Here is a 24,182-nt window from a genome sequence, read left to right on the forward strand (position 1 = left end):
CCAGTGTACCGGCCGGGTCGCGCTTTAAGGGCTACAAGGACTGCTTTGTCCGGGATCTGGTGCTCAAGGTCGAGGTGGTTCGTTACCGGCGGGAATGCTGGGTAACGCCGGAGGGAGACACCATCACAGCTCAGCTGCCTGCGGGGATAAGAGGTGGCTTTGGGCCCAATCTGCGACGGTTCTGTCTGATGCTGCATGCGCATGGGCAGGTCACGACGCAGCGAATGACGACGTTGCTCAACGACGTCGGTGTCGAGATCTCCAAGCGCCAGGTGGTGCGGTTCCTCACAGAGAGGCTGGATGGTTTCCACGCCGAGGATGCCGCCGTGCTGCATGCCGGCCTCGTCTCGGCTCCCTATATCACGGTCGACGACACCGGTGCCCGTCACGCCAACCGCAATTTTCATACGACGCATATCGGCGGTGAGCATTTTACAGCCTTTCGAACGGCGTCTTCGAAGTCGCGTCTGAACTTCCTCGCCCTGCTGCGCGGTAACTATCAGGACTATGTTCTCAACGACGCCGCTTTCGCGCTGCTGGAAGACCGGCAGGTCGACCCTACCCTTGCTGCCCGGTTGAACACCCATGAACCGCTGGGATTTGCCAACCGGGTGCCCTTCCTCCAGCATCTCGCCGAACATGGCATCGACATCTTCGACACGGAGACGCTTCGGCCGTTCGCCGAGGCCGGCATATGGGGCGCCATCCGCCATCATGGCCTGGTTGGAAACGCGGTGATCATCTCCGACGATGCCGGGCAGTTTCGAGTTGGTACACACGCGCTGTGTTGGGTCCATGCCGAACGGCTGCTGCACAAGCTGATGCCGGCCACACCCGGCCAGGTGAAGCACGTCGAGACCCTGCGCGAGCTCATCTGGCACTTTTACAAAGCTCTCAAGGCCTATCGACGAAGACCTGACCCGGCTATGGCCAAGGGCCTGCAGGCCCGCTTCGACCGGATTTTCTCCATCCGCACCGGCTATGGCGATCTCGACAAACTGCTGTTTCGGCTGAGGCGTCGCAAGCCGGAGCTGCTGCGGGTTCTGGAGCGGCCGGAGATCCCGCTCCACACCAATGCGTCGGAGCGCGATCTGCGCGGCTTTGTCATCAAGCGGAAGATTTCCGGGGGCACCGTCAGTCGCAACGGCCGACAGGCGCGCGACAGCATGCTGGGCCTTTCGAAGACCTGCCAGAAGCTCGGCCTGTCGTTCTGGCACTACCTCGGCGATCGGCTGAGGATCAGCGACAAAGATCATCCTATTGCCCCGCTCGCATCCCTGGTTGCGGCGCGGCTCTGACGACCACCCTGCCCTCTCAGCAGCCGGTCCTGCCAGCGCGCACAAGCTCCCGAAACTGCAGGTTTTCTCGGCATTGCCACCGGATTAGCCCCGCTTACCCCGCAGCAGGCTCCGGATGGGTAATCTGGCGAGATCGTAAGACATTGATTTTATGGTAATTGATTCGTTAAGCGAAAGCTAACGTCACTTACAGTTCTGTACATAGTATAAATGAGCCCGGGGTCATTGACCTCCGATAAGTACCCCTTATCGGAGGTGATTGATCTCGAGTCGCAAATCAGAAAGAATCCGGTAAATCCACGGCCGCTCGGCCGTAAAAGCCGCCGATCCGGAGTCTCTCTTTGACCAAACCGTCCATTTCCAAGACCCCAGTCGACCACCGCGCCCAAGAGCTCGACACCATTGCCAGCGTGCTGCCGATTGACCGGCGCGATGAGCTTGCCGAACTGCTCACTGACCGGGACATTGAAACGCTGCGCCATCTGGTCAACGAAGGCATGGGCGAAAACACACTGCGCGCACTCACCTCCGACCTTGCCTATCTGCAGGCTTGGTCGTTGGCTGCCACCGGCTCCTCCCTGCCCTGGCCGGCGCCTGAAGCTCTGCTGCTGAAATTTGTCGCCCACCATTTGTGGCAGCCCGACCAGCGTAACATCGATCCTCATCACGGCATGCCAGCTGACGTCGAGCAGAGCCTGCGCGAGCAACGCTTCCTTCGTTCGTCCGGGCCGCATGCGCCCGACACAGTGCGCCGGCGCCTTGCGAGTTGGTCGACGCTGACGAAATGGCGCGGGCTGTCGGGCGTCTTCTCCTCCCCTTCGCTAAAATCGGCGATACGCCTAGCCGTCCGCGCGACACCGCGGCCAAGGAAACGCAAGAGCGCCAAGGCGGTGACCGGCGATGTGCTCGCCAAAATGCTCGCCACCTGCTGCACCGACAGCCTGCGCGATGTCCGTGACCGGGCCATCCTGATGGTGGCGTTTGCGTCTGGTGGTCGCCGCCGCAGCGAGATTGCTGGTCTGCGGAAAGAGCAACTGACAGTCGAGCCGCCGATCACCGTCGAGGGCGCTCCTCCCCTCCCCTCTCTCGCCATTCATCTGGGTCGCACCAAGACGTCAGGCTCGGACGACGACGAGGTTGTTTATCTGACGGGCCGACCCGTAGATGCGCTCAATGCCTGGCTTGCGGCTGCGAGGATTGAAGGCGGGAGTATCTTTCGGAAGATCGATCGCTGGGGCAATGTTTCCAAGCGGGCGCTGGAGCCGAGTGCGGTCAATGCGATCGTCAAGCAGCGGGCGGCGCTGGCCGGGCTCGAGCCTGGGGAGTTTTCTGCGCACGGTTTGCGATCGGGTTATCTGACGGAGGCCGCCAATCGCGGTATCCCCCTACCCGAAGCCATGGAGCAGTCAAGACATCGCTCCGTTCAACAAGCATCGAGCTATTACAATAGCGCTACAAGGAGAAGCGGCCGGGCAACAAGGCTCCTCTGATGTCCGGTATCGCCCGAAATGCGACTTTATTCGACTCACTGAGAGGGGAGAAAGGCGCTCTGCCCTCTCTCCCCCACAAGCACTAAACCGGTCTCCCCATGCTTCGGCCTGCGGCCTGCAGCACCGGCCGCATTTCCATGAAATCCGTCTCGGCCCTCCGGGTGGGTGATCCCCCTCCGGTTTAGCGCTTGTCCCCCTCTCTCCAGCTGTTCCGCACGAGCTCGGGAGCAGGAGCGGGGCTCCTGCCCTCCCTTCGATTTTCGGGAGGCCAAGGAGTGATCGCTTGCGCTTGTGGAGAGGGAAAGATGACAGAAGAGCTTGAGCTGCAACCCAACGAGCCATTGTCCGTGAAGGTCGAACGTCACCGAGCCGTCTACCTGGCAGCCGTCAACGGCGAGGGCGGCGCTGACATGGATCAAGAAGCGAATGCACGTATGGAAATCATCTGGCACGCGCCGTCAGATCAGGATGAGAGAGATCAGAAGCTACTTTACATAGCGGGGTACCTAATTGCCTCCAAGGGGAGCCTAAACCCTGAGGAAATGGAGCTTCTTCTTTCAGGCTCCATCTCACTATCGGGGCATTGATGATCAAAGGCATCTGGCCCTGAAATCAGTAGTTGGTGGCAACCCATTCGCCGGATGAAGACTTGGCAAATCCAATAACGCGATCGAGAGGAGCTGCGTTTGCATTCCTCTTGATGGCCGCAACGCATGATACGCCTGGACCGCTGGCGTTCTCGTCACACTCTCCCAAAGCAAGGGTTACATCGGCTTCACCGCGGCCGGTCCTCAGAGGATTGCGGGCATAAGCCTTGCGGTATGCGGCTAGAGCTTCCTCTTCTGTCGGTATTTCAAGCACAGGGGCCGGAGGTTCGGGAATTAGGGAGGGATTGGCTGCGATAAGGGCCGCGATCTCCGCATCAGTAGGGGCCCGAACAACCGGCTCTGGCTCCGGCATGATGAGATAAGTACCTCCAGCACCGGCGAGAATGCCAATACCTGCGGCTGCTACGATGAGAATCTTGCTGTTCATGTAATCCACTCAGTCATTCAGGTTGAACCAAGCGCGCTGATTGACGCCCTTATCGTTCGGAATGTCGAAATAATAAGGATCCGCGCGGCGAGGGCGGGGCTGAGTAATCTGCGCCATGCAGCCATTGTCTCGGTTGAAAACATCATTGTCGTTGTTCTGGTTGATCTGCCGGATCGTGACACCCTTGCGCTCGTTTTCTTGGCTGTCACCAAATTGGGTACGGAAGGCGGCACGGTTGCTGCACGGGTTGACGGTCTTCGTGCACTGATCCTTGTCGTCTCGGCCCAAGAACGACCGATTCCCGTCGGTGCGGGAGGAAACGGCGGTCATGCCGGCAGGGCATTCCTCGTAAGGTTCGTAGCCCGGCTTTCCGGCTTTTGCTTCATGGCAGATCGGCCAGGTGAAGCCGGGCTTCGCCATAGCTGATATGAGTCTTTTCATTGGGGGAACGCAGTAGGGGACGCCATGCCAAGACGGGCTTTGTGAGGCTGCGCACAAGAGGATCTGGCAACCCCATGAGGCATCCTCGGCCTTGGCAGATGCTGGAGAGATGGCAAGAGCCGCGAGACCGGCTGCGGCAAAAAACACTGGTTTCATATCAGGTGTCCCTCTTGATCAATGCTGCTGAAATTGCCGGCTCGGAAAAAGGTCTTTCGAGCGGAGTCCTGTGCTGGATGCGTTCGCCTGCGGCGTAGATGACGGCCGAGATCAGCGCGAAGCACGCAAACCAGGAAATGCCGATGCGATAGAGCAGTGGCTGATTGGGAATGTCCCGAGAAACCGCGGCGAAGGCTAGGAGCCCGACCAGATAGCTGTCGAAGGACAAGTGACGCTTGTCGTGGAAAGCCAGCGACAGGATGAGAAGGAAGGCCGCTAGTAGCGCGTGGATCCACCAAAGTCTCTGCGCCGGGATTATGAGGGCGATCGAGAGGGAGATGGCAAGCAGCAAGCCAGCCAAGGAATCCGTTGCGAGAGAGGTCGCAATATGTGCGAGGTCTGGCAACTATCGGTCTGTCCTCTTCGGCTTGTTTCGCGCATCAGCAAAAGGAGGAGAGATCTCGCTTTTCCTCTCGGTCAATAGATTGAAGTCGGCGATCGGATGCCGATCTAGCGTCTTGTCGACGGCTTTCCGGCGCCATTCGTTCATGTCCAACACGTAGGTTCCCCACATCCCATACCGGGCGGCCATCGCGTTGGTCTGATAAGCGTAATATTGGGCGTTGATGTAAGGGGAATCGAGACGAGCCCAACCGACGCGCAGCATTTCGGCGGCGAGATCCACACCGTTAGTCGTGCATTGTGCGACGGGTATCCCATCGTTCGCGTAGGCCAGACCGACGCAAGTCGTGGGTCTGTTTCCGACAGTCCTTTTCAGCCAGGCCTTGGCGAAGGGACCGCATGGAACGGGGGTAGGGGCCTGTTGCTTGTCCCGGTTGATCCACTTTGGGTTCAAAGCCCATTGAGGAAGCTCACAGGTGTCGATGCCAGCCAACCTCACTTTATAGCCATTGCCAAGCGTGCCGAACCATAGCGTGCGGCCGTCAACAACGGTTACCGGGCCTTTGAACGTCGGCAACCGAACAGCAGCAGCAACTGGAGGCGCAGCCTGACCGCGTAGGGCGTGCCAGTTCTGATAGATCGGATCGGCGGCAAACGCCGGCTGGGCCAAAGAACTTGCGGCGATAAAAAGGAAAAGGCGGCTTCTCATGGCTGGGCGCTCCTCGATCGCTGGTTCGCCTCACGACTAAGCAGGATGGAAGGATGCTGAACGTCGGAGAATTGCCAAAGGCCGGCCTTCTTTTGCTGAGCAAGCTGCTCGGCTATGGCGTAGGGGGCATGATAAGGGAGACCATCGGTCTTCAAGGCAGCGAATGCATAGCCGCTTGTCACCATGATCTGCGCGAGGTCGAGCCTTTGACTGCCAACCGTGGCGTAACAAACGACATATGAGATGCCGTTAAGCTTCGCCACGGGGGCACAGATCGGTTTGGTGTCCTTGATGTAGGCAGCCAACATCGCAAGCGATGCCTCGCCGCAATCCTTCTTGTTGCCCTGACCATCCGTGTAGGCAGTGCCGCGCAAGCAGGACTGGATGCCATAGAGACGAAACCGTTCTCCGTTCGAGATCCAGGTGTCCCCCGTTTCCAGGGTGATGCCGGGAGCAAGATCGAAGTACCCTTCAGGTGCGGCATTGGCTGCAAAGGGCAGTAGAGTCGCGACGAGTGCAGCAGCAAGCTTCATTGCGCCTTCACCCGAGGATCTGCCCACATGCCGTAGGAACCCTTCTGGCCGATTTCCTGAGCCTCCGTGAGATCAGGACGTTCGAATGAACCATCAGCTTTCTTAGTCAGGCGAACCGCTCCTAACGACAGAAGCTGCTCCTCAAGATTATCAACCGTGTCCATTGCTCCAGGATAGTTATAGTAGCCGTAGCAAGTGACATCCTGAACGGGGGCAGTCTGCTCGCTGATGAAGGCCCTGCAGAACAGAACCTTGGGGCTCTGCAGCATCGTTTGCAGCTGCTGCGTACCAAACTCCTCGCAAGTCCCGGAATAGTCCTCTGCGCGATTGACCAGATCGCCGCTGCAGGGCTGAACGCCATACAGATGCAACGTTGTCGCTTCATCGACGCGAAACTCAGTCGCCGAGATAGCCTTGAAGCCATTGGCAGTGGCGTACCCTTTGCGATCAGCGACTTTGCCGGTCCCGTCGTAATACTCGACGACAAGAACCGTCTTGCCCGGCGCCGCCAGTGACCTGATGTAGTCCTTGTTCACCGCAGGAGCGGCAAGCGCTTGTGTTGCCAATGCGCAACTTAGAAGCGCGGGAATGATGGCCTGTTTCATATTGTAGCCCTAACCATCCGTAGTGCGATTGTTGACCCTGCAAAATAGGGTTTAACACCGATCAGAAAACTTGTAAGAGTGCATCAAATCGGTATCATGCGTGCATTAACTCTAGTCGGTTTTCATGGCGATCACAACACCGTTTGACGGGCGGGTGCGATGGATAAAAACACTGTCTATGCAGGGTATCTAGGCCCGCGAACCCTGACTAGCGCAGCATTATCCGTGCTGCTCGCGGCCAATACTGCTGCGTCACAAGACTTAGCCACAACAGGGCGTATTTCCAGCGATTACAACGATTCTGTGACAATCAATGAGGAATCTCTTGTCACGAACTTCGAAGATCGCTGGAGCGGTGTCGAGACATCGGAGAAGGAATTTGTCCTTGATGCAAACGGTGTTGTCACGAAGGGCGGAGCTGAAGTATTGGGCGCAACGGCGTCGAAAGACGCGGGCGCCAAAGGGCATCACATTGATGCGTCTGTCAGCGCATATTTTGATGTCTCGGAGCGCGCCACCGGCCGCATTGAGCCTGTCCAAACTCCCACTCTAGATACTAGATCTAGTGATACCCCCGAAAATCTAGGGGCAGGAACTCCCGTTGAAGAGTGCGGGCCGTCGCCCCTGTCACCTGACGAGATTAAAGCGTTGGTTGCATCCACTGCGCGCCGATACAGCGTCGATGAGGGCTTCGCGGTTGCGATTGCCTGGGCCGAAAGCCGCTTCGATGAGATCCGCAATTCACCGAAAGGCGCACGCGGACCTATGCAGCTTATCCCCGAAACGGCGGCTCGCTTCGGTGTTCAGGACATTTGCGATCCCGCTCAAAACATCGAGGGCGGGATGAAGTACCTCCGCTTCCTGCTCGATGAGTTTCAGAACCCGCTTCTGGTCGCGGCCGCTTACAACAGCGGGGAGGGGCGCATCTACGAATATGGCGGCGTTCCGCCATTCCAAGAGACCGTCGGCTATGTCGCAGAGGTTGTGAATTTCCAGCTTGGCCTACCGATGCCAACCGGCAAACGGAAGGCAAACGGGATCGTCCGAGACATGGCGGCAAAGAACACCAGCGATGCCGGAGTCATCGCTGTGGAGAAGACCGGCAAGTTCGTCGGCGGCGTGATGCACTTTTAAGGAGAGAACTATGAAGAACGTCGTTTCCCGGCATTCCGGGGCATTGAAGGCAGTAGCCGTCATTTCCTTGGTGGCAGCCCTGCAGGTTGCAGGCGCTGATCAAGCGCTTGCACAGGCTGGCGGTGGTGGCGGCGGTGCATTCGCCCCCCTTCAGACAGCCGTACAGATGATCGTTGACTTCATCACCGGCCCCTTCGGACGTCTGATGGCAATCATCGCCGTGATTGGCCTCGGCTTCCTTGCCTTTGCCGGCAGGCTTTCGTGGTTCACGGCCGGAGCCGTCGTCATTGGCATCGGTCTCGTGTTCGGCGCCCCTGCCATCGTTGACCAGATGATTTCGTCGGTAGGCGGCGGCTGATGAGTGATTTTCAGGACGAGAAGCCAGCTTTGACGCCGTTGGTGATCGGCTTGACCCGTTCTCCGACGCTATGGGGCGTGCCCTACATGGCGGTCGTCCTGATCATCGGCGTGACAATCATTGGGTGGCTGGTGACGAACCATCTGGCGGCACTGCTGATCGCGCCAGCCGCCTACCTTGTCCTTTTCTCGCTTTGTGCCTGGGACAGCAAGATTCTCGACGTTCTGCAGGTCACGTCCCGCAAGACGCCAAGGACCCCCAACAAGCGCTTTTGGGGCACCAACTCATACGGACCATAGTAGATGCTGAAAGTCGTCAAGGAAGAGCTTGGGTTTGGGAAGGTCGCCGGCAACGAGCGACCTATGTCCGTTCACATCCCCTATATGCGGCATGTGTCTGACACGGTCATCGGGCTCGAGAATGGAACCCTGATCAGCGTCATCAAGCTTGATGGACTGTTCTTCCAGACGGAGGACCAGGCCGAATTGAACATGCGTTCTGTTGTGCAGAACACCATGATCCGAGCACTAGGTTCGAGCCGCTATTCTCTTTGGTCGACTGTAATCCGTCGTGAGGTCGAGACCGAAATCGGCGGTTCGTTCGATTCCTCCTTCTGCGAGATCCTGAACGATCGCTATATGGACCAACTTCGCAAGAAGCGGATGTTCACGAACGAAATCTACCTGACGATCGTGCGTTCGGGCATGAAAGGGGCGCTTGGCCTCGGCGACTCGCTGAAGCGGATCTTTGAACGCTCGAACAAGGAGGCCAGGGCCCAAGCGACCCGTGAAGACGTGACCGACCTCGAAGAGCTGGTTGGGAACATCGTGAAAGAGTTGCACAAGTACGGCGCAAAGCCGCTTGGCATCACGTATCGCAAGAAATCAGACGATACCGCGAAAAAGGACATCGATGGAGAAGACGCTAAGGGCGATCCGTATTCGGAGCCCTGCGAGTTCTTCAACACGATCCTGACCTGCGGGGTGCCGCGAAAGATGCGGCTTCCGCGCATGGGAATTCGCCACTACGTCGGCACTTCACGGCTTCACTTTTCAAAGCGGACGATGCAGGCACAAGCGGCGGTGGAAGAAGATAGCCGCTATGCCGCTCTACTCTCAATCAAAGAATATCCTCCATTCACTGGTCCCGGCATGTTGGATGGGTTGCTGCAGGTGAACCACGAGTTCATCCTGACGCAGTCCTTCACCTTTGCAGACAAACCGATCGCACAAGAGCGGATCAGCCGCCTTCAACGCCAAATCAAGGCCTCCGACGAAGCGGGTAGTTCGGTCGAATCCGACATCGACTATGCTTTGAACAGCCTCCTCAATCAGGAGGCTGTATTCGGCTTCCATCATTTTTCGCTTCTGTGCATTTCGCGGGACCTCGAGGGATTAAGCCGTTGCGTGTCGGAACTTGGCGCTTGCCTCACCGACATGAACATCAACTGGCTCCGGGAAGACCTCAATCTTGAGGCGGCGTTCTGGGCGCAGCTGCCTGGAAACCGCTCCTACATCTCCCGCATCGCCATGCTGTCGAGCGCCAACTTCTCCGGCCTTTCCTCGATGCATAATTTCGCGACTGGACAAGCGGATCGCACCCATTGGGGCCTGCCGATCACCATTCTGGAAACGACCTCACAAACCCCCTACTGGTTCAACTTCCACCGCCGGGATATCGGGCACTTCACGGTGACTGGTCCGACAGGATCCGGCAAGACCGTAGGTTTGACCTTCCTGCTGGCTCAGGCGATGCGGGTTTCACCCACGCCTCGCGCCGTGTTCTTCGACAAGGACCGGGGGGCTGAGATCTTCGTCAGGGCGATCGGCGGAGCCTACGAAGTTTTGTCTCCGGGAACGCCCACGGGCTTTAACCCGCTGCAACTGGAAAACACCGGCGAGAACCGGGAATTTCTGGTCCGTCTGCTCAAGGCCATGCTGCGCGGCGATCGTCGCACCGACTTCACGCAAGAGGACGAGGACACGCTGGAAAAGGCAATCGTCCGGATCATGCAGGAGCCGGCAGCTCAGCGGAACCTCCCGAATCTTGCCGGCCTCTTGATGGGGCGGTCCAAGGCCGATGCCAACGATCTGTACTCGCGGCTTCGCCCTTGGATCGAAGGCGAAAAAGCCTGGCTGTTCAACGCGCCCCATGACGTCCTTTCCTTCTCGGGTCACAGCGTCTTTGGCTTTGATATGACCAACATCCTCGGAAACGAGGAGCTAAGAACCCCTGCGCTGATGTATCTTTACCATCGGCTGGACGAGCTGCTGGACGGTAACCCCGTCATGTTCTTCATGGATGAAGGCTGGCAGCTACTGATGGATGACACTTTCAGCGCCTTCATCGTCGACAAGATGAAGACGATCCGAAAGCTCAACGGCATCGTGGGCTTTGGTACGCAGTCGGCTGCTGACATTACCAAATCCAAAGCGTCGCACACGCTCATTGAGCAATCGGCGACCAACATCCACTTCCCGAACCCACGGGCTGACGAAGAGAGCTACATCAAGCGCTTCGGCCTGACGGTGAAGGAGTTCAAGTTCATCAAGAACACGCCTCCTGAAAAGAGAACCTTCCTGATTAAGCATGGCAACGACTCTGTCATTGCGCGTCTCGATCTGTCGACAATGCCGGATCTCGTGAAGGTGCTTTCAGGACGCAAGGAGACGATCGAGGAGTGCGCGGCACTTCGCGAGCAGTACGGAGACGAACCCGAAAACTGGTTGGCGAAATTCTGCGGATGGGAGAAGGCCGAATGAGGAACAGTCGGACTCTAACGCTGCTGGTTGCAGCCTTGGCTTGTGGAACAGCGCCCCCCGCCTCCTCGCAGGTTCCTGTTACGGATGGCGCCCTCACTTCAACAGATGCGGTGCGCAATGAAACGACGAAGCAGATCGAAGAAACAGACAGTCGCCGGCACTCCGTGAGCAAGAGCGTCACCTGCTCGATGTATCGGCCGGGGCGCGGAGGTGACGCCCCCTCGGCAGCACAAGCCAATCCGGAGATTGTCGGGCTCGTGAAGCGAGTGGCGCGTGAGGAAGGGGTAGACGAAACCCTCTTCATGTCTCTCGTCTACCAGGAGAGCCGGTTCAATCCCTGCGCAAAGTCGCCTGTCGGCGCCATGGGCTTGTCGCAGCTGATGCCGGGCACAGCCAAGGATCTTGGCGTGAACCCTCACGATATCGAGGATAACCTCCGCGGCGGCGCACGCTACCTGAAGCAGCAGCTCCGTACTTTCAACGGCAATACCAACCTCGCCCTAGCGGCATACAACGCGGGGCCAGGCAACGTTCGAAAATATGGCGGCATCCCTCCGTTCAAGGAGACGCAGGGGTATGTAGCCGCGATCAAAGGCAAGTGGATGCCTCAGTTCGGAGGCTCCGATGTGTCGAACATCCCCGAAAACTTCGGCGGAGGCACGTCGGGCTTTTCAGGTGCGCGTGACGCAACGATCAACTCAATGGCAACCAGCCAGTCGATTTCCGAAAACAGCGGGAACGTCGCGTCATGGCTTCAGCAACTCGGCCAGATGGAAAGCGGCACGATCCAAGACAGCTGGGACCATAATTCCGGAGCACGCAATGCGAACCTCGAGATGATGAACCAGGTCATCCGCCTCGGAACAACGATGGCGGAGCTTATCAATTCTCAAAATGCACTCGATCTGGGCGGGCTCTCAGGCTCTTCGCGGTCCAGCGACTACAAGCGAGACGAGAAAGAAGACGATCGCGAGGTAGCTGACCTCTGCGACAAGGAACTGCAGCTTGAGTGGAATCCGGAGGAACAGGCCTGCGTTCGAAAACTCGAACCAGAGGCTGACATGAAGCTGATGTTGAGCACCGAATGACAAGGAGAACGGCCATGAAAAGAGCATTCCTGACTGCGTTTTCGCTAGCGATGGCGTCTACCGCGCATGCACAGGTTCCCGTGATCGACAGCGCCAACCTGAAGATTGCAACGGAAACCTCTCAGACGACCGATCAGATCCTGGATACGAACAAGGAGGTTCTGAAGACGGTAGAAGAGACGCTTAAAGCCGTCACGGGGGATCGCGGGAGCGTTTCAAATCCCATGCAGAACCTCGCCGTTGGTCAAGGGTTCAGCGTTTCTCAGATGCCGTCACTCGATAGCCTGATGCAGGGCGGAGTCCCGAACTTCGGCAACATGGGCGGTGACATCGGGCAGATTGCCACCACCTTCATCAACGGTCTTCAGCTAGTAAAGAACTTGTCTGGCAAGGCGGACAGCACGTTCTCCGGCGACAAGTCCTACGAAGAGATGATGAAGACCGTCCTTGGAGTTGCTGCCCTAGTCACCGGCTCGCAACAGGCCGTTCAGTCCCGAACACAGGCATTCCAGCAGGCAGGTCAGCAGATCGGCCAGGCCCAAGACATCAAGGGGTCCATCGATCAGAACACTCAGCTGCAGGTTCAAACCGGCCTGACGATCAACGAAATGATTGGCGTGATGAATGGGGCGGTCGGCTCCCTGCAGGCTCAAAACCAGCGCCGCCTTGTCGACATCTCCAATACCAAGAAGGCGCTGACCTACGGTGACTAAGACATTTCGAGTGAATGGTTTTGTGCTCCTCTCCGTTCTGGTTGCTGCCGGCGTAACTGGCTGCGCCGGTGCTCCGAAAGAGAAGACTGCACCATGCAAGAGGCCGGCAAACCTCACATCCTACGCCGAGGATCCGCGACAGGAATGTGGCCCAATGACCAGCGTGAATGGCAACCCATCGGAAGCGCTGGCGGCGATCGACGCTTTCGCTGCAAGCGGAGAGCAGTGACCCCATGAACTTTCTAGGCGGCCTGCTTGAGGCTCTTGAAGATGCAGGGCGGAATTTCTCCCAACGGGCTTATGAGGTCGTTGGCGACGAGATCATGCCCTTGCTGACGATCATGCTTATTGCCTACGTCGCCTATTACGGACTTCAACTCGTCATGGGGACCGCGCGAGTGAGCGTCGGCGAGATCGTCGGCCGGGTCGTGCGGATGATGCTTATCGTCGCTTTCATTGATCAGTGGGGCAACTTCCAACTCTTCTTTTACGACTGGCTGAACAACACGCCGGAAGACGTGGGGCGGGCGCTCCTGACGGCTAGCAGTACCGGGATAACTGAGCCGACAGACGGCCTCTCCATGATTTGGGAGACAGCGAATGAGGCAGCAGCAGCATTCGCGGAGCAGTCAGGCTACTTCGCCATTCTCCCGGGCCTTGTAGGGTTCCTGATCATGCTGGCGGTTGGGCTGTTCATTGCCGTTGCGCTTGCCATCCTCGTGCTTGCGAAGGTGATGATGTGGGTGCTGCTTGGCACTGCACCAATCTTTATCGCCTGCCTATTGTTTGATTCCACGCGCCAGTACGGAATGGCTTGGTTCCAGCAGGTTTTGACTTACGCGATTATTCCGCTCTTCGTTTACGTCGTCGCCGCCTTTCTCATCACGACCATGGACGCTGAACTGCAGAAGGTCGCAGCGGCAGCATCCGCGAACGAGATCCAGCTAGACGATATCTCGGCTTTCGTCCTGATCTGTGCGGCTGGTGCTTTTGTCCTCTTCAACATCCAAACTCTCGCCCAGGGAATTACCGGGGGCGTGGCAACTGGCGTTGGGCAGATCGCTCGATCGGTTGGCTACGCGACCGGTGTTGCACTGCCGGCAAGAGCTTTGACCGCGACACGTTCTGTAGCCGGCAGGGCTGGAGAATTAGGAATGGCCGCACGCGCCAGAACCCATGCCGGCATGAGGGAAAACATCCAAAACGCCGGTGCAGCAGAAGCGATGCAAAACAGAATTACCAACAACAGTCTGCCCAACTAGGCAACTGGTGGCGGGAATTAAGGGCTAGGATACATGGCAGAGAATAACGATGCTCTCCGGAGCTATTTTCAGGATGGAGACCGTTGGGAACAAGAGATCGTCAAAAAGGCCAAACGGTCCAAGGCGTTCGCTTGGCTGATTACGCTGATCTTCGGCGGCATCACGATCCTGTCGCTCTCCGCATTGGTGATGCTCGTGCCCCTCAAGAGCTTCGAGCCGTACATTGTCGAGGTCGACAAGAACACTGGCTACATTGAGGTCAAAACAGGGCTGACCCGAACATCGAACATCACCGATCAGCAGGCGGTCACTCAGGCGAATGTTGTCCGTTACATTCGATCCCGCGAGGGCTATGATCCTTTTGCCATCGAGCAGAACTTTGGAATTGCAGCTTTGCTCTCCACCGGCGACGCAGCGCGCGACCTCCAGGCCCAATGGAGTGCCGCGAACCATGACAATCCAGCTCGCCGGCTCGGCAAAAACAAGTCGATCACCGTTGACATAAAGTCTGTCACCTTCCCCAACACGACAACGGCGCTCGTCCGGTTCTCGACGCATGAGCGCTCTGATTCAGACGTCATCACGCGCCATTTCATCTCTATCGTTCGCTATCGCTACACGGATACGCCTGAGCGCAACGAATGGCGCTTCGAAAACCCGTTGGGCTTCCAGGTTTACGACTACCGCCGTGATCAGGAAACGGTGACCTCGGGAGGCCAGCAGTGAAATATGGCTTCCTACTGGCGGCGTCCATCGCCGCTCTCACGATGACTCACGCCTATGCGGCGCAACAGCCCCGCCCTGGCAGTCTGGATGCGCGTGTGACCAGTGTTGTCTATCAGCCGAACAACGTCGTGAAGGTGTCTGCGACCTACGGCATCTCGACGATGATCATCTTCGACGAAGATGAGAAGTTTGAGACGATCTCGCTTGGCGACACCGACAGTTGGCAGGTTGCCCCGTCCGAAAAGGGCAACATCCTTTTCGTCAAGCCGATAGCCAAGGACGTTTCCACAAACATGAACGTGGTGACCTCAAAGAGGATCTACTTCCTTGAGCTCAACGACTATGCACCGGAAGCAGGGAAAAAGGTCTTCGGCATTCGCTTCGTTTATCCGGAGAAGAACCTGAACGAGTCTCTGCGGAAGGAGGCTGAGTTTCGGGCAGCTAACCCGAACATTTCGAGCATCGACAAAGCGAACGTCAATATTGACTACTCTTTCTCGGGCGACGCGGCGCTGAAGCCGACAATGGTCTTCGATGACGGAAAGAAGACCTTTTTCAAGTTCGGCCGAGGGACCGTGCCGGCCATTTTTGCCGTTCAATCCGACTTCTCCGAGACCCTGCGAAACTTCCGCAAGGAAGGCGAATACATCGTCGTTGACGGCGTAGCCACGCAATACACGCTCCGGGACGGAAACCAGTGGACGTGCATTTTCAACCTCCGCAAGCCGGACTTTGCAGCACCTGATCCTGACATCATGGCTCCGAAACCGGATCTTGATGCCAGCAAACGCAGGAGGAGCGGCAACTAATGAAGCGCAGCCCTGAACTCGACGCAATGGCGGCGGCCGACGAGGCCGAAATCAGCAATCGAAACGTGAAGCGCAATCAAACGGTCGGCATGGCCGCCCTTTTGATGGCTGGCGTCTTCGCCGCGTACCTGGTGCTCGCGACGTCCGGAGAAAGCCCGCCTGAAAGCCCGCAAAGTGAGGAGGAGTTCCGTACCACGACCTTCCGGCCGCCCGGTTTCGTGCGCGATGGAGAACCCACTCCCCCACCACCCGAACAGCCTGTCTTGGAACTTCCACCTCCGCCTCCTCCGCCGCCAGCTCCGCCGGTGGACGTCACTGAATTCAACGTGCCTCCCCCGCCCGAAGTAGCTCAACCGGCGAGCGCCCTTCCGCCCGCCGAAGAGGTGTTTCCGGAGCGATTTCGGTCAAAGCTAATCACGCTTGACCAGAACCTGGGAGGATCCGCGAATGGTTCGCTCGATGGCTCGAACAGCGGCACGCCTTTGACCGTCGCTGGCGAGGATCGCAACAGCCAGTACCTGTCCTCAGCGAGTGCGATCGGTGACCGTTCCGCCAAGGCCCGGCAGATTGAGCGCATCGACGCCATGATCCCAGAGGGCACGCTGATCCCCGGCATCTTGGAAACGGCGATCGTCAGCGACCTTCCGGGCCAGGTCCGGGCCATCACATCCAAGGATGTGTACTCCTTCGATGGGCGGCGTGTCCTGATCCCAACAGGAACACGCCTGATCGGAGAATATCAGTCCGAAGTTACGCGGGGGCAGAAGCGGGTCTTTGTCGTGTGGACGAGGCTGATCCGGGATGACGGCGTGTCGGTGCGCTTGAACTCCATCGGCACGGACAGCCTCGGGCGATCGGGCCTGACGGGTCATGTCGACAACAAGTTCCGTGAGCGCTTTGGCGCATCAATCTTGCTGTCGATCGTCGGAGGCGGTGCAAGCTATCTAACCGGATACGGTAGCGACTCCAGCTCCGGAAACGATGACGCCGAAAGAGGTGCTGAATTGGCGCGAGAAACGATCGCGCAGACCTTCAGCGACATGGCGAACACGGTCCTTGCCGAAAACCTGAGGATCCCGCCAACGATCAGCGTACCGCAGGGCGAGCGGATCTTTGTCTATGTTCGCCAGGACCTCGATTTCAGCGCGATGTACGACGATCCTGTCACGGAAGCGATGAAGGAGATCAAACGTGAACGTTATGGTAGGTAACACGACCGCTCATGATCCTCATTATTTCCTGAACCGGTCTCTGGAGCCCATCAGGCAATTTCTCGATGACCCGAAGGTGGTTGAGATTGCGGTGAACCGCCCAGGCCAAGTCTATGTTGAGCGCTTCGGCGCTGATGACATGGAGCATCATGAAATCGATGCTCTGACGGCACGGGAGATCGAGAACATTGGCGAGCGGGTTGCCGCAGCGACAAAGCAGTTCCTCAACGCCGCTAATCCGATCCTTAGCGCAGCACTCCCGACCGGCGAACGTATCCAGGTCGTCTTGCCGCCCGCGGCACCCGACGGTGGGTCGATCACGATCCGTAAGCAGGTTGTGCAGAATTTCTCTCTGCAGGACTATCGAGACAACGGTTCTCTCGACAAAGTCTCGGTTGCTGTCGGGGGCCTAAGCGACGTGGATCGGGAGCTGGTCGCCTATCTGCGCGCAGAGAAGATCTACGACTTCATCCATACGGCCATCACGAAGCGAGTTTCGATCCTGATCAGTGGCGGCACGTCGTCGGGAAAAACCACGTTTCTGAACGCTTGCCTCAACTCTGTAGACGTGAATGAGCGGATCCTGACGCTTGAAGATACTCGTGAGCTATTCCCACCACAGAAGAACGCGGTCCACCTGATCGCATCCAAGGGTGGGCAAGGTACCGCAAACGTGACGATTCAGAACCTCCTTGAATCGGCACTTCGAATGCGGCCGGATCGCCTCTTTGTGGGCGAAATTCGTGGAGCTGAGGCCTTTTCATTCCTTCGCGCCATCAACACAGGCCACCCGGGCAGCATGTCGACAGTACACGCCGATACGCCGCTCGGCGCCTATGAACAGCTCGCCATGATGATGCAGCAGTCCGGCATGTCCGCCGGCTACTCCAAGCAGGATCTGATGTCCTACATCCAAATGGTCATTCCGATCGTGATCCAGCTCAGGCGGGAAGGCGGCAAGCGCGGGGTTTCCGAAATCTACTTCGCACGGGATGCATCATGAGTAAGGGGCTACAGGCCTTCTATCTGTTCTTCTGCCTGTTGATCGCATTTGCAGTCTGGATGCTGGCGTACGGGGCGGGGCTTCAGCTCTTCTACGGTGACGGTAGGATCCTCGAGGCGACAATCACCTCAAACCCATTCGCGCCAATTCAGCAGTTCTGGGCCTATAGCTCCTCCCCTTCCCTTCAAAAAGTCGCGCTCGGCTCTGTAGTGCCCGCGCTGCTCGTATCAGGCCTCATTGCTTATCTTGGGCTCAAACCTACCAGCAATCCATTAGGGGATGCAGCCTTTCAGGACCTCGCAACCCTTCGGCGCGGGAAGTGGTTTGGCAAGAAAGGTCACATATTCGGCCGCATCGGGAGCAACGTCCTCCGCGCGTATGACGATCGCCACCACCTCATTATTGGCCCGACGCGATCCGGTAAGGGCGCGGGCTACGTCATCCCCAACGCTCTCATGCATGAAGGCTCTATGATCATCACCGATCTGAAGGGCGAGGTCTACAAGGCAACCGCCGGCTATCGGAAGCGCAACGGCAGCCAGGTCTTCCTGTTCGCGCCGGGTTCCGAGACGACCAACAGCTATAATCCCTTGGATTTCGTTCGTCCAGAGCGAGGCAATCGCACGACTGACATTCAAAATATCGCCAGCATTCTTGTACCGGAAAACACCGAATCCGAGAATTCAGTTTGGCAGGCCACAGCTCAACAGGTTCTCGCCGGCGCCATCAGCTATGTTCTCGAAAGCCCCTTCTACAAAGGGCGCAGGAACCTCGGCGAGATCAACTCCTTCTTCAACAGCGGGACCGATCTGCAGGCCTTGATGAAGTACATCAAGGAGAAGGAGCCATACCTGTCGAAGTTCACGATGGAGAGTTTCAATTCCTACCTGTCTCTCTCGGATCGGGCCGCGGCCTCGGCACTGCTTGATATCCAGAAGGCGATGAGGCCGTTCAAGAACGAACGCGTTGTGGCCGCAACGAACATGACCGACATGGACCTTCGATCCATGAAGCGTCGCCCCATCACAATCTACCTTGCCCCGAACATCACCGACATCACGCTTCTTAGGCCGCTGCTGACGCTATTCGTTCAACAGGTGATGGACATACTCACACTTGACCATGATCCCAACTCCGTGCCGGTCTATTTTCTGCTGGATGAGTTTCGCCAGCTGAAGCGCATGGACGAGATCATGACGAAGCTGCCCTATGTGGCCGGCTATAAGATCAAGCTCGCCTTCATCATCCAGGACCTGAAGAACCTGGATGAGATCTATGGTGAGACGTCCCGACATTCGCTCCTTGGCAACTGCGGCTATCAGCTCATCCTTGGTGCCAATGATCAGGCCACGGCAGAGTATGCTTCCCGCGCGCTTGGCAAGAGAACCATCCGATATCAGTCTGAATCGCGCACTATCGAGCTTATGGGCCTCCCGCGCCGAACAAAGGTCGAGCAAATTCGCGATCGGGACCTGATGATGCCGCAGGAAGTGCGCCAGATGCCCGAGAACAAGATGATCTTGCTGGTGGAGGGGCAGCGGCCAATCTTTGGAGAGAAGCTGCGCTTCTTTAAGACGCAGCCCTTCAAGGAGGCGGAGGCCTATTCTCAGACGCACATACCGACCGTTCCAACTGTCGATTACCTACCACCTAAACCTGTTCCAGCGACCACGCCAGCATATGCCAACGCAGGCCAGGAGCAGGCTGAACAAGCGGAAGCGATAAAGCCTGCGTCTGAGGCGAAAGCGGAGGAGCCGCGGGCGCCTGTCCAGGAGGAGGCTCCGCAAGAGCCAGCGCCCTCCACCTCGCCCGCTCGCGTTGTGAATCCCTCCGCCTTGGCCAGTAAGAAGGTCAGCGCCGGGGGCACTCCGGAACCTGCAAAGGCAGCTGTGCCCGCTCCCGAAAAGCGCACAACACCTGTCTCAGAGAACGACATCGAAAAAGCGCACAATGATCGGGTTAGTCGCCTTAGGGAGGTCGTTGAACGGGAAGCGGAAGGCAAATCACCTCGCAAGAGGAAGAGCTTGGAAGAGCTATTCGCAGCGACCGTTCCTGATCCAATCATGGAACAGGCCGGTCGCTAATTCAGGTTCAGAAGGGCCAGAAGCTCGACGCGTACTGACCCGCCTCTGTTAGCCAAGCCATAGAAGCATGATACCAGCCGATCACGGTCCCGTAGACCTTGATCAGGATCGCGAGGATCCCAACGCAGACCATGCCCCACACCATCATCTTGCCGACGATATCGGCAGACTTGGGGTCGTTTACTTCCACCAGGTAGGTGTTCTGATTACCGTCCTGCATGACACTTAGCGATCACGGTCGTCCCGATTACGCTCCCTCTGTTCAACCTGTTCACGCTCCAACTCCTCGAGACGAGGAATGTGCTGTTGCGCGGGATCAGTCCGAGTGGTCTCGCCACCCCGCTGGGCCGCTTCCCTGTCTCTGTTTACACGATCTTGCTGCCTCTGAGTAGCGTCCACCGTCTCAGCGAGCTGGTAAGCCTCACGCTCCGCTTGCCCGATCGGACGTTCCTCTTCCAGATCCACCCTGAGATCGCGTTGGCGATCGTCGGCAGTATCCGCAGTTATCGGCTGCTTGTTTGACTTGTTTTCGTCCCCACGCTCTTCATTGCGTTCAATGGTCTCGATCTCCGCGCGCAGTTCCGGATCCTCGTTGGCAACATCCCGGAGATAGCCGTTTCCGGAAGCGGCGAGTTGAGCTGCATGATGAAGCGAAGCCTCAAGGCCCTTCTCATACTGCTCCCGGTTTTCGTCTCCGAGCTCGCCGGCTTCGATATGGGCGAGGCCGGAGCGATAGTGTTCCACATTTGCCATCGCATCGTGACCAGCCTCAACGACAGCCTCTCCATGCTTGGCAACAGCCGCCTCCCACTGGAGGTTAGCATTCGTCTGCTCTTGCACCTCAGATGCCGTTCTTTCCGGCGCGGCACCACCCTCGCTGGAGACGTCGCCAGCAGCGTTCCGTCCATCCTGCTCATCAAGCCCACGCTCCTTCATTTCGAGCATCTGCCTGCGCAGATCGACGATCTCGCGAGCGAGGGAGGAAACCTCTTCGAAGCCTGACCGGTCCTCTGGACCAGCGCTGCGCTGAAGGTTGAATAGAGCCGTTTCGACCGTCTTTTCGTACGCTTCGAACTCTGGGCGTGTCTGCTCGCGCATGTCCTTTGCCTCCGACAACATGTCTCTGATTGCTACCATATCGGAGCGGTAATCACCGCCGAAATCTGCATGAATGACTGCACCAGCAGGCGATTGATCCGTTTGGGCAAGGCTGTTTTCCAGATAGGAGCGATGTTGAGCGGCGTAGGCCGCAACCACTGTGTCGCCGGCGTTGACTGCGATCTTCTGCCAGGTCTCCTGCGCTTTTAGGATGTACTGGCGGCTTCTCTGGCTCGTCGCCACCACGCGCCGACCAGCTCGCTTTGCGTCATATCGCGCCTGCGCCGGATCGCTGGTGCCTACATGCTCGGTTCGACCGTCATGCTTGACGGCGCGAACCTGATTTCGCGTAAAGCCTGGCGGCGTGGCAAACTCTCGCCGATCGGTCATTTCCATATTGATGCCGTGGTCACGCGCCTTCTCGGCCATGACCTCACGCCACTGCCGGAAGGTGGCCGGAGTCGTCTCGATCCGGTCGCCCGATTCCGAACGCATGGTAACGATGGCATGGGCATGAACATGCGGCCGCTTGCCCCCCTCCCCTGCTTCTTTCGGATCGTTCTCCGGATCGTGCATGGCGAATACGTACCGATGGCCCGCAAACTGCTCAGCCAGGAAGTCACGAACAGCTCCTTCGAACGCGACAGCATCCGTGCCGGCACGCGCCGACATGATCACATGCATCACGTCACGGCTCTTGCGGCTGTGCAGCTCATCCCGCCATTCCCTTTGCACCAGGTCGCCCGCAGCCTTGTCATCGGCAATCAAACGTCCCTGATCGTCTCGAACGTCGTTCCGCTGCGCGATCAGGTCTCGCAACTTGGCAGCGCCATATTCCACGCCATTGCCATAGCCTGTGAACGAGAAAGCTGCGGGGGCCTCTTTCGCAACGGCGCTGGCGTTGAAACGCTCCTGAACGATGGCGGCCGCCTTCGCGTCAGCCGTCAGCCGCTCGCCCTGCCGGCTGCGCAACACAACATGGCCCTCGACCTTCAGCGATCCATCGTTTCGGATTTCGACAGAGTAAGCGTAGCGTCGATCACCAAAGCCACTGCTGAGAATGTCCCGCACCTGCTCATGCGGGTTTGAGCCGTCGGAAACGCTCACCTCGACGCTAAACGCGCCGATATCGCGGCTCTCGGTCCTGTTCTGGAAAAGGTGATCCCAATCGCCACGGAGACGCGCCAGCTCCTCACGGCCACGCAACGTCTCGCCGTTCTCGTTCTCAACCTTCAGCTCCCCGCCTCTGGAAACATAGTTGAGCATCGAGCCGACGCGGGCGCCACCACCGTAGGAAGCCAGTTTGACAACTGCTGGCTGGCTCCCTTTGGCAACGCTCGCAAGACGAACATCCATTGATCGCATAGCACCCGAACCGGCAACCATCGACCTCGAAGGGGATGACACGTTGAATGCCGAAGTCCTCACCCCTCCCCTAGATCCCGACCCGCCTTTAGACATCCCAACCTGGTGCTGCAGATTCTTCAGTCTCTTCTCAAGCTCTTCCTCGACAGCGCTCCCACGGCCGCCGAGCGTCATTTCGTGCAAAAGCGCCGCGCGCCTTTGCTCCCATTCGCTTGTGAAAGTGCCGAAAAAGAACTCCACGGCCTACACCTCGCCTCGTCGCTCATGCCCGGCACGGCGCGAAAGGGTCCGCAGCTCACTCATTACGGCCGCCTGAATCCGCTGGACGTTGCCAAGGTTGATGTCCAGTTCTGAGGGATGGACACCCTTTCCTGCATTCAGGGAGCGGGCGACCTGATTCAAATTGATGCCGATCATCCGCATGTCTTCGAGCAACGCGGCCATGATCAACCTGTCTTCCGCAGTCAGAATAGGTCGAACGCCAGCACCCTCGAGGAGCAGCGAACGGAAAAAAGCAGACACACTCATACCGGCCGACTTGGCCGCTTCCTCGATGGCCGAATACTCTGCATCGCTGACGCGCACGTTGATTAGACGCCCCTTGCGTTGCTTGGCTGTCGGCACTTCGATTGCGTCCTCACTCATCAATCAACTAGACCTTCCCGGAGCTTTGCGACCCTCATCGTGGGCTTGTCCCACGATCGCAATGCAAAATGTAAAACATTTTTGCGTATCCTGCCACTCTTAACCTAAAGCACTACCCCATAATTTCGACCAAATTCCACCTCTTGATTGGCTCCGCTTCGATTCGCACTTTTTCCGTTGGAACCCTCACCAGGGTTCACCGCCAAAACCGCTCTCGAAGGCCTTTGTCTGTCCCTCGTACTCAGGCGAAAGGGACGCTTCGCTCTTCGCCCTTGCGCCCTCCGTGCGAGCGCCAAAGACGGCCTCACGCGGCTCCGGGGTTCACCACTCGACCCAGACAGTTGTAAAAGCCACACGACCAACTCGTGTGGTTTTATTGATGTCCAGTAGCGTGCGATCACACGCACGTTTTGATCTTAACCTGCGCGTTGCCACATGGTAGGTTCCCTTCGATGTGAAGATCTTAACAACGATACTTATGTTCCGATCGAACACACGTCAGACCGCTAGGGGACGGGGTGAAGTCTCAGACAGGAAGTGGATCGTGAAATGGCAATTTGCATGTCGCTGGTAAGCGGCAAGGGCGGCGCGGGGAAGACGACCGCCGTAATCCTGATCGCCGGGGAATATGCGCTTCAAGGTAAGCAAGTGCTTTTGGTTGATGCAGACGGACGACAAAACCTGAATGAGTGGTGGTCCCGTTCAGAGGCGAAGGACAACAGGCCAGACGGCATTGAGCTTCGAACGGCAGTAACTAACGCATCACTTCAGCATATTCTGGAGAACGAAACCGCCGGGTTTGACGTGGTGTTAATAGACTCCCCCGGGCAAGACACCGTGCTACGGGACACGATCATCGCCGGTTCGGACATCGTTATGACCCCGATCCAGCCAAACCAAGACGAGATCCTTGCTGCCGGCCAGGCAGCAATGGACGTGGCTGACACCTGCGATCGTACCGGGCGAAACATTCCACATCTCAACTTCAGAACCCGGATCACTCTCCCCGGCCGCTCACTGGAAGCTTACCGCCTGATCCGCCCCTTCATCGCAAACCTGCAAGAGCAGGGATATGATTCACACCTCCTTGATACCGAGCTGTATGAGCGAAACCCCTATCGGGACATCAGACTGGGATATGGGACACTGCAAATGCTTGAGCTCAGCGACTCGGTCAGAAAGGCCCGGAGTGAGGTTATGGGCATGATGCAAGAAATTGAACGTTTTGTAACAACCGAGGAAAAGAGGGCGTAAG

General features: G+C 57.8%; 26 protein-coding genes. 17 read left to right on the plus strand and 9 right to left on the minus strand.

The genetic code is table 11. The features are described 5' to 3' along the window. From DYZ14_RS22055 to DYZ14_RS22065, 3 genes are all read left to right on the plus strand, one after another. The coding region (locus tag DYZ14_RS22055) for an IS66 family transposase (RefSeq protein WP_232365637.1) at nt 1-1,298 on the plus strand (1,298 nt) is incomplete at its 5' end. Between the two features lie 341 nt (nt 1,299-1,639). Beyond that, entirely contained in the window at nt 1,640-2,788 is a 1,149-nt protein-coding gene (locus DYZ14_RS22060; protein ID WP_154722682.1) for a site-specific integrase, read from the plus strand. Nucleotides 2,789-3,093: 305 nt separating this feature from the next. Then, nucleotides 3,094-3,375 carry a hypothetical protein gene (locus tag DYZ14_RS22065; RefSeq protein ID WP_154722683.1) on the plus strand — a complete coding sequence of 94 codons (282 nt, stop codon included), beginning with the start codon at nt 3,094-3,096 and terminating at the stop codon, nt 3,373-3,375. Between the two features lie 25 nt (nt 3,376-3,400). Here DYZ14_RS22065 and DYZ14_RS22070 read toward each other — a convergent pair whose 3' ends face one another. Genes DYZ14_RS22070 through DYZ14_RS22090 form a run of 6 tightly spaced genes read right to left on the minus strand, consistent with a single transcriptional unit; the run spans nt 3,401 to nt 6,669 of the window. After that, the gene (locus tag DYZ14_RS22070; protein WP_154722684.1) at nt 3,401-3,823 is read right to left on the minus strand and encodes a hypothetical protein; all 423 of its coding nucleotides are present in this window, start codon (nt 3,821-3,823) and stop codon (nt 3,401-3,403) included. Nucleotides 3,824-3,832: 9 nt separating this feature from the next. Next, nucleotides 3,833-4,420, minus strand: coding sequence for a hypothetical protein (locus tag DYZ14_RS24185; protein WP_195950075.1), 588 nt, complete (start codon nt 4,418-4,420; stop codon nt 3,833-3,835). Nucleotide 4,421: 1 nt separating this feature from the next. Beyond that, nucleotides 4,422-4,772 carry a hypothetical protein gene (locus tag DYZ14_RS24190; protein WP_232365638.1) on the minus strand — a complete coding sequence of 117 codons (351 nt, stop codon included), beginning with the start codon at nt 4,770-4,772 and terminating at the stop codon, nt 4,422-4,424. Between the two features lie 54 nt (nt 4,773-4,826). Then, entirely contained in the window at nt 4,827-5,531 is a 705-nt protein-coding gene (locus DYZ14_RS22080) for a thermonuclease family protein (RefSeq protein WP_154722685.1), read from the minus strand. Beyond that, nucleotides 5,528-6,064: a thermonuclease family protein gene (locus DYZ14_RS22085; RefSeq protein ID WP_102022194.1), complete on the minus strand. Its 537-nt coding sequence runs from the start codon at nt 6,062-6,064 to the stop codon at nt 5,528-5,530. The genes DYZ14_RS22080 and DYZ14_RS22085 overlap by 4 nt, the downstream gene beginning before the upstream one ends. Continuing rightward, a complete protein-coding gene (locus DYZ14_RS22090) occupies nt 6,061-6,669 on the minus strand; it encodes a hypothetical protein (RefSeq protein ID WP_107341978.1) in 609 nt (202 codons plus the stop codon). The genes DYZ14_RS22085 and DYZ14_RS22090 overlap by 4 nt, the downstream gene beginning before the upstream one ends. A gap of 159 nt (nt 6,670-6,828) precedes the next feature. Here DYZ14_RS22090 and DYZ14_RS22095 point away from each other — a divergent pair, with 159 nt between their 5' ends. From DYZ14_RS22095 to DYZ14_RS22150, 13 genes are read left to right on the plus strand one after another with little or no spacing between them, the layout of a single operon-like run. Then, a complete protein-coding gene (locus DYZ14_RS22095; RefSeq protein WP_154722686.1) occupies nt 6,829-7,803 on the plus strand; it encodes a lytic transglycosylase domain-containing protein in 975 nt (324 codons plus the stop codon). Nucleotides 7,804-7,813: 10 nt separating this feature from the next. Next, a complete protein-coding gene (locus tag DYZ14_RS22100) occupies nt 7,814-8,161 on the plus strand; it encodes a TrbC/VirB2 family protein (protein WP_154722687.1) in 348 nt (115 codons plus the stop codon). Next, nucleotides 8,161-8,460, plus strand: coding sequence for a type IV secretion system protein VirB3 (locus DYZ14_RS22105; protein ID WP_081950740.1), 300 nt, complete (start codon nt 8,161-8,163; stop codon nt 8,458-8,460). The genes DYZ14_RS22100 and DYZ14_RS22105 overlap by 1 nt, the downstream gene beginning before the upstream one ends. A gap of 3 nt (nt 8,461-8,463) precedes the next feature. Next, nucleotides 8,464-10,923 carry a VirB4 family type IV secretion/conjugal transfer ATPase gene (locus tag DYZ14_RS22110; protein ID WP_154722688.1) on the plus strand — a complete coding sequence of 820 codons (2,460 nt, stop codon included), beginning with the start codon at nt 8,464-8,466 and terminating at the stop codon, nt 10,921-10,923. Beyond that, nucleotides 10,920-12,011 carry a lytic transglycosylase domain-containing protein gene (locus DYZ14_RS22115; protein ID WP_154722689.1) on the plus strand — a complete coding sequence of 364 codons (1,092 nt, stop codon included), beginning with the start codon at nt 10,920-10,922 and terminating at the stop codon, nt 12,009-12,011. The genes DYZ14_RS22110 and DYZ14_RS22115 overlap by 4 nt, the downstream gene beginning before the upstream one ends. A gap of 14 nt (nt 12,012-12,025) precedes the next feature. Continuing rightward, nucleotides 12,026-12,724 (plus strand): type IV secretion system protein, encoded by a 699-nt coding sequence (locus tag DYZ14_RS22120; protein ID WP_154722690.1) that lies wholly within the window; start codon nt 12,026-12,028, stop codon nt 12,722-12,724. Further along, nucleotides 12,717-12,953 carry a hypothetical protein gene (locus DYZ14_RS24485; RefSeq protein WP_142523761.1) on the plus strand — a complete coding sequence of 79 codons (237 nt, stop codon included), beginning with the start codon at nt 12,717-12,719 and terminating at the stop codon, nt 12,951-12,953. The genes DYZ14_RS22120 and DYZ14_RS24485 overlap by 8 nt, the downstream gene beginning before the upstream one ends. A gap of 4 nt (nt 12,954-12,957) precedes the next feature. After that, nucleotides 12,958-13,986, plus strand: a complete 1,029-nt coding sequence (locus tag DYZ14_RS22125) for a type IV secretion system protein (protein ID WP_037093751.1) — start codon at nt 12,958-12,960, stop codon at nt 13,984-13,986. 33 nt (nt 13,987-14,019) lie between these two features. Next, entirely contained in the window at nt 14,020-14,712 is a 693-nt protein-coding gene (locus DYZ14_RS22130) for a virB8 family protein (RefSeq protein ID WP_154722691.1), read from the plus strand. Then, entirely contained in the window at nt 14,709-15,521 is an 813-nt protein-coding gene (gene virB9 / locus DYZ14_RS22135; protein ID WP_107341995.1) for a P-type conjugative transfer protein VirB9, read from the plus strand. The genes DYZ14_RS22130 and virB9 overlap by 4 nt, the downstream gene beginning before the upstream one ends. Beyond that, nucleotides 15,521-16,732: a type IV secretion system protein VirB10 gene (gene virB10 / locus DYZ14_RS22140; protein ID WP_154722692.1), complete on the plus strand. Its 1,212-nt coding sequence runs from the start codon at nt 15,521-15,523 to the stop codon at nt 16,730-16,732. The genes virB9 and virB10 overlap by 1 nt, the downstream gene beginning before the upstream one ends. After that, entirely contained in the window at nt 16,713-17,735 is a 1,023-nt protein-coding gene (virB11, locus tag DYZ14_RS22145) for a P-type DNA transfer ATPase VirB11 (RefSeq protein WP_154722693.1), read from the plus strand. Before virB10 ends, virB11 begins: the two co-directional genes overlap by 20 nt. After that, nucleotides 17,732-19,819: a type IV secretory system conjugative DNA transfer family protein gene (locus tag DYZ14_RS22150; protein ID WP_154722694.1), complete on the plus strand. Its 2,088-nt coding sequence runs from the start codon at nt 17,732-17,734 to the stop codon at nt 19,817-19,819. The genes virB11 and DYZ14_RS22150 overlap by 4 nt, the downstream gene beginning before the upstream one ends. A gap of 7 nt (nt 19,820-19,826) precedes the next feature. Here DYZ14_RS22150 and DYZ14_RS22155 read toward each other — a convergent pair whose 3' ends face one another. The 3 genes from DYZ14_RS22155 to DYZ14_RS22165 are packed head-to-tail and all read right to left on the minus strand — an operon-like array spanning nt 19,827 to nt 22,927. Continuing rightward, on the minus strand, nt 19,827-20,039 hold the full coding sequence (locus DYZ14_RS22155; protein ID WP_102022182.1) for a hypothetical protein: 213 nt from the start codon (nt 20,037-20,039) through the stop codon (nt 19,827-19,829). Between the two features lie 5 nt (nt 20,040-20,044). Continuing rightward, nucleotides 20,045-22,522, minus strand: a complete 2,478-nt coding sequence (locus DYZ14_RS22160; protein ID WP_154722695.1) for a relaxase/mobilization nuclease domain-containing protein — start codon at nt 22,520-22,522, stop codon at nt 20,045-20,047. Nucleotides 22,523-22,525: 3 nt separating this feature from the next. After that, a complete protein-coding gene (locus DYZ14_RS22165; protein ID WP_154722696.1) occupies nt 22,526-22,927 on the minus strand; it encodes a DUF6290 family protein in 402 nt (133 codons plus the stop codon). A 561-nt stretch (nt 22,928-23,488) separates the two neighbouring features. Here DYZ14_RS22165 and DYZ14_RS22170 point away from each other — a divergent pair. Further along, nucleotides 23,489-24,181: a ParA family protein gene (locus tag DYZ14_RS22170; protein WP_445292610.1), complete on the plus strand. Its 693-nt coding sequence runs from the start codon at nt 23,489-23,491 to the stop codon at nt 24,179-24,181. The last annotated feature ends 1 nt before the right edge of the window (nt 24,182 follow it).

The sequence above is a fragment of the Ciceribacter sp. T2.26MG-112.2 genome (assembly GCF_900492205.1).
In the GTDB taxonomy this organism is placed as follows: Bacteria; Pseudomonadota; Alphaproteobacteria; order Rhizobiales; family Rhizobiaceae; genus Allorhizobium; species Allorhizobium naphthalenivorans_A.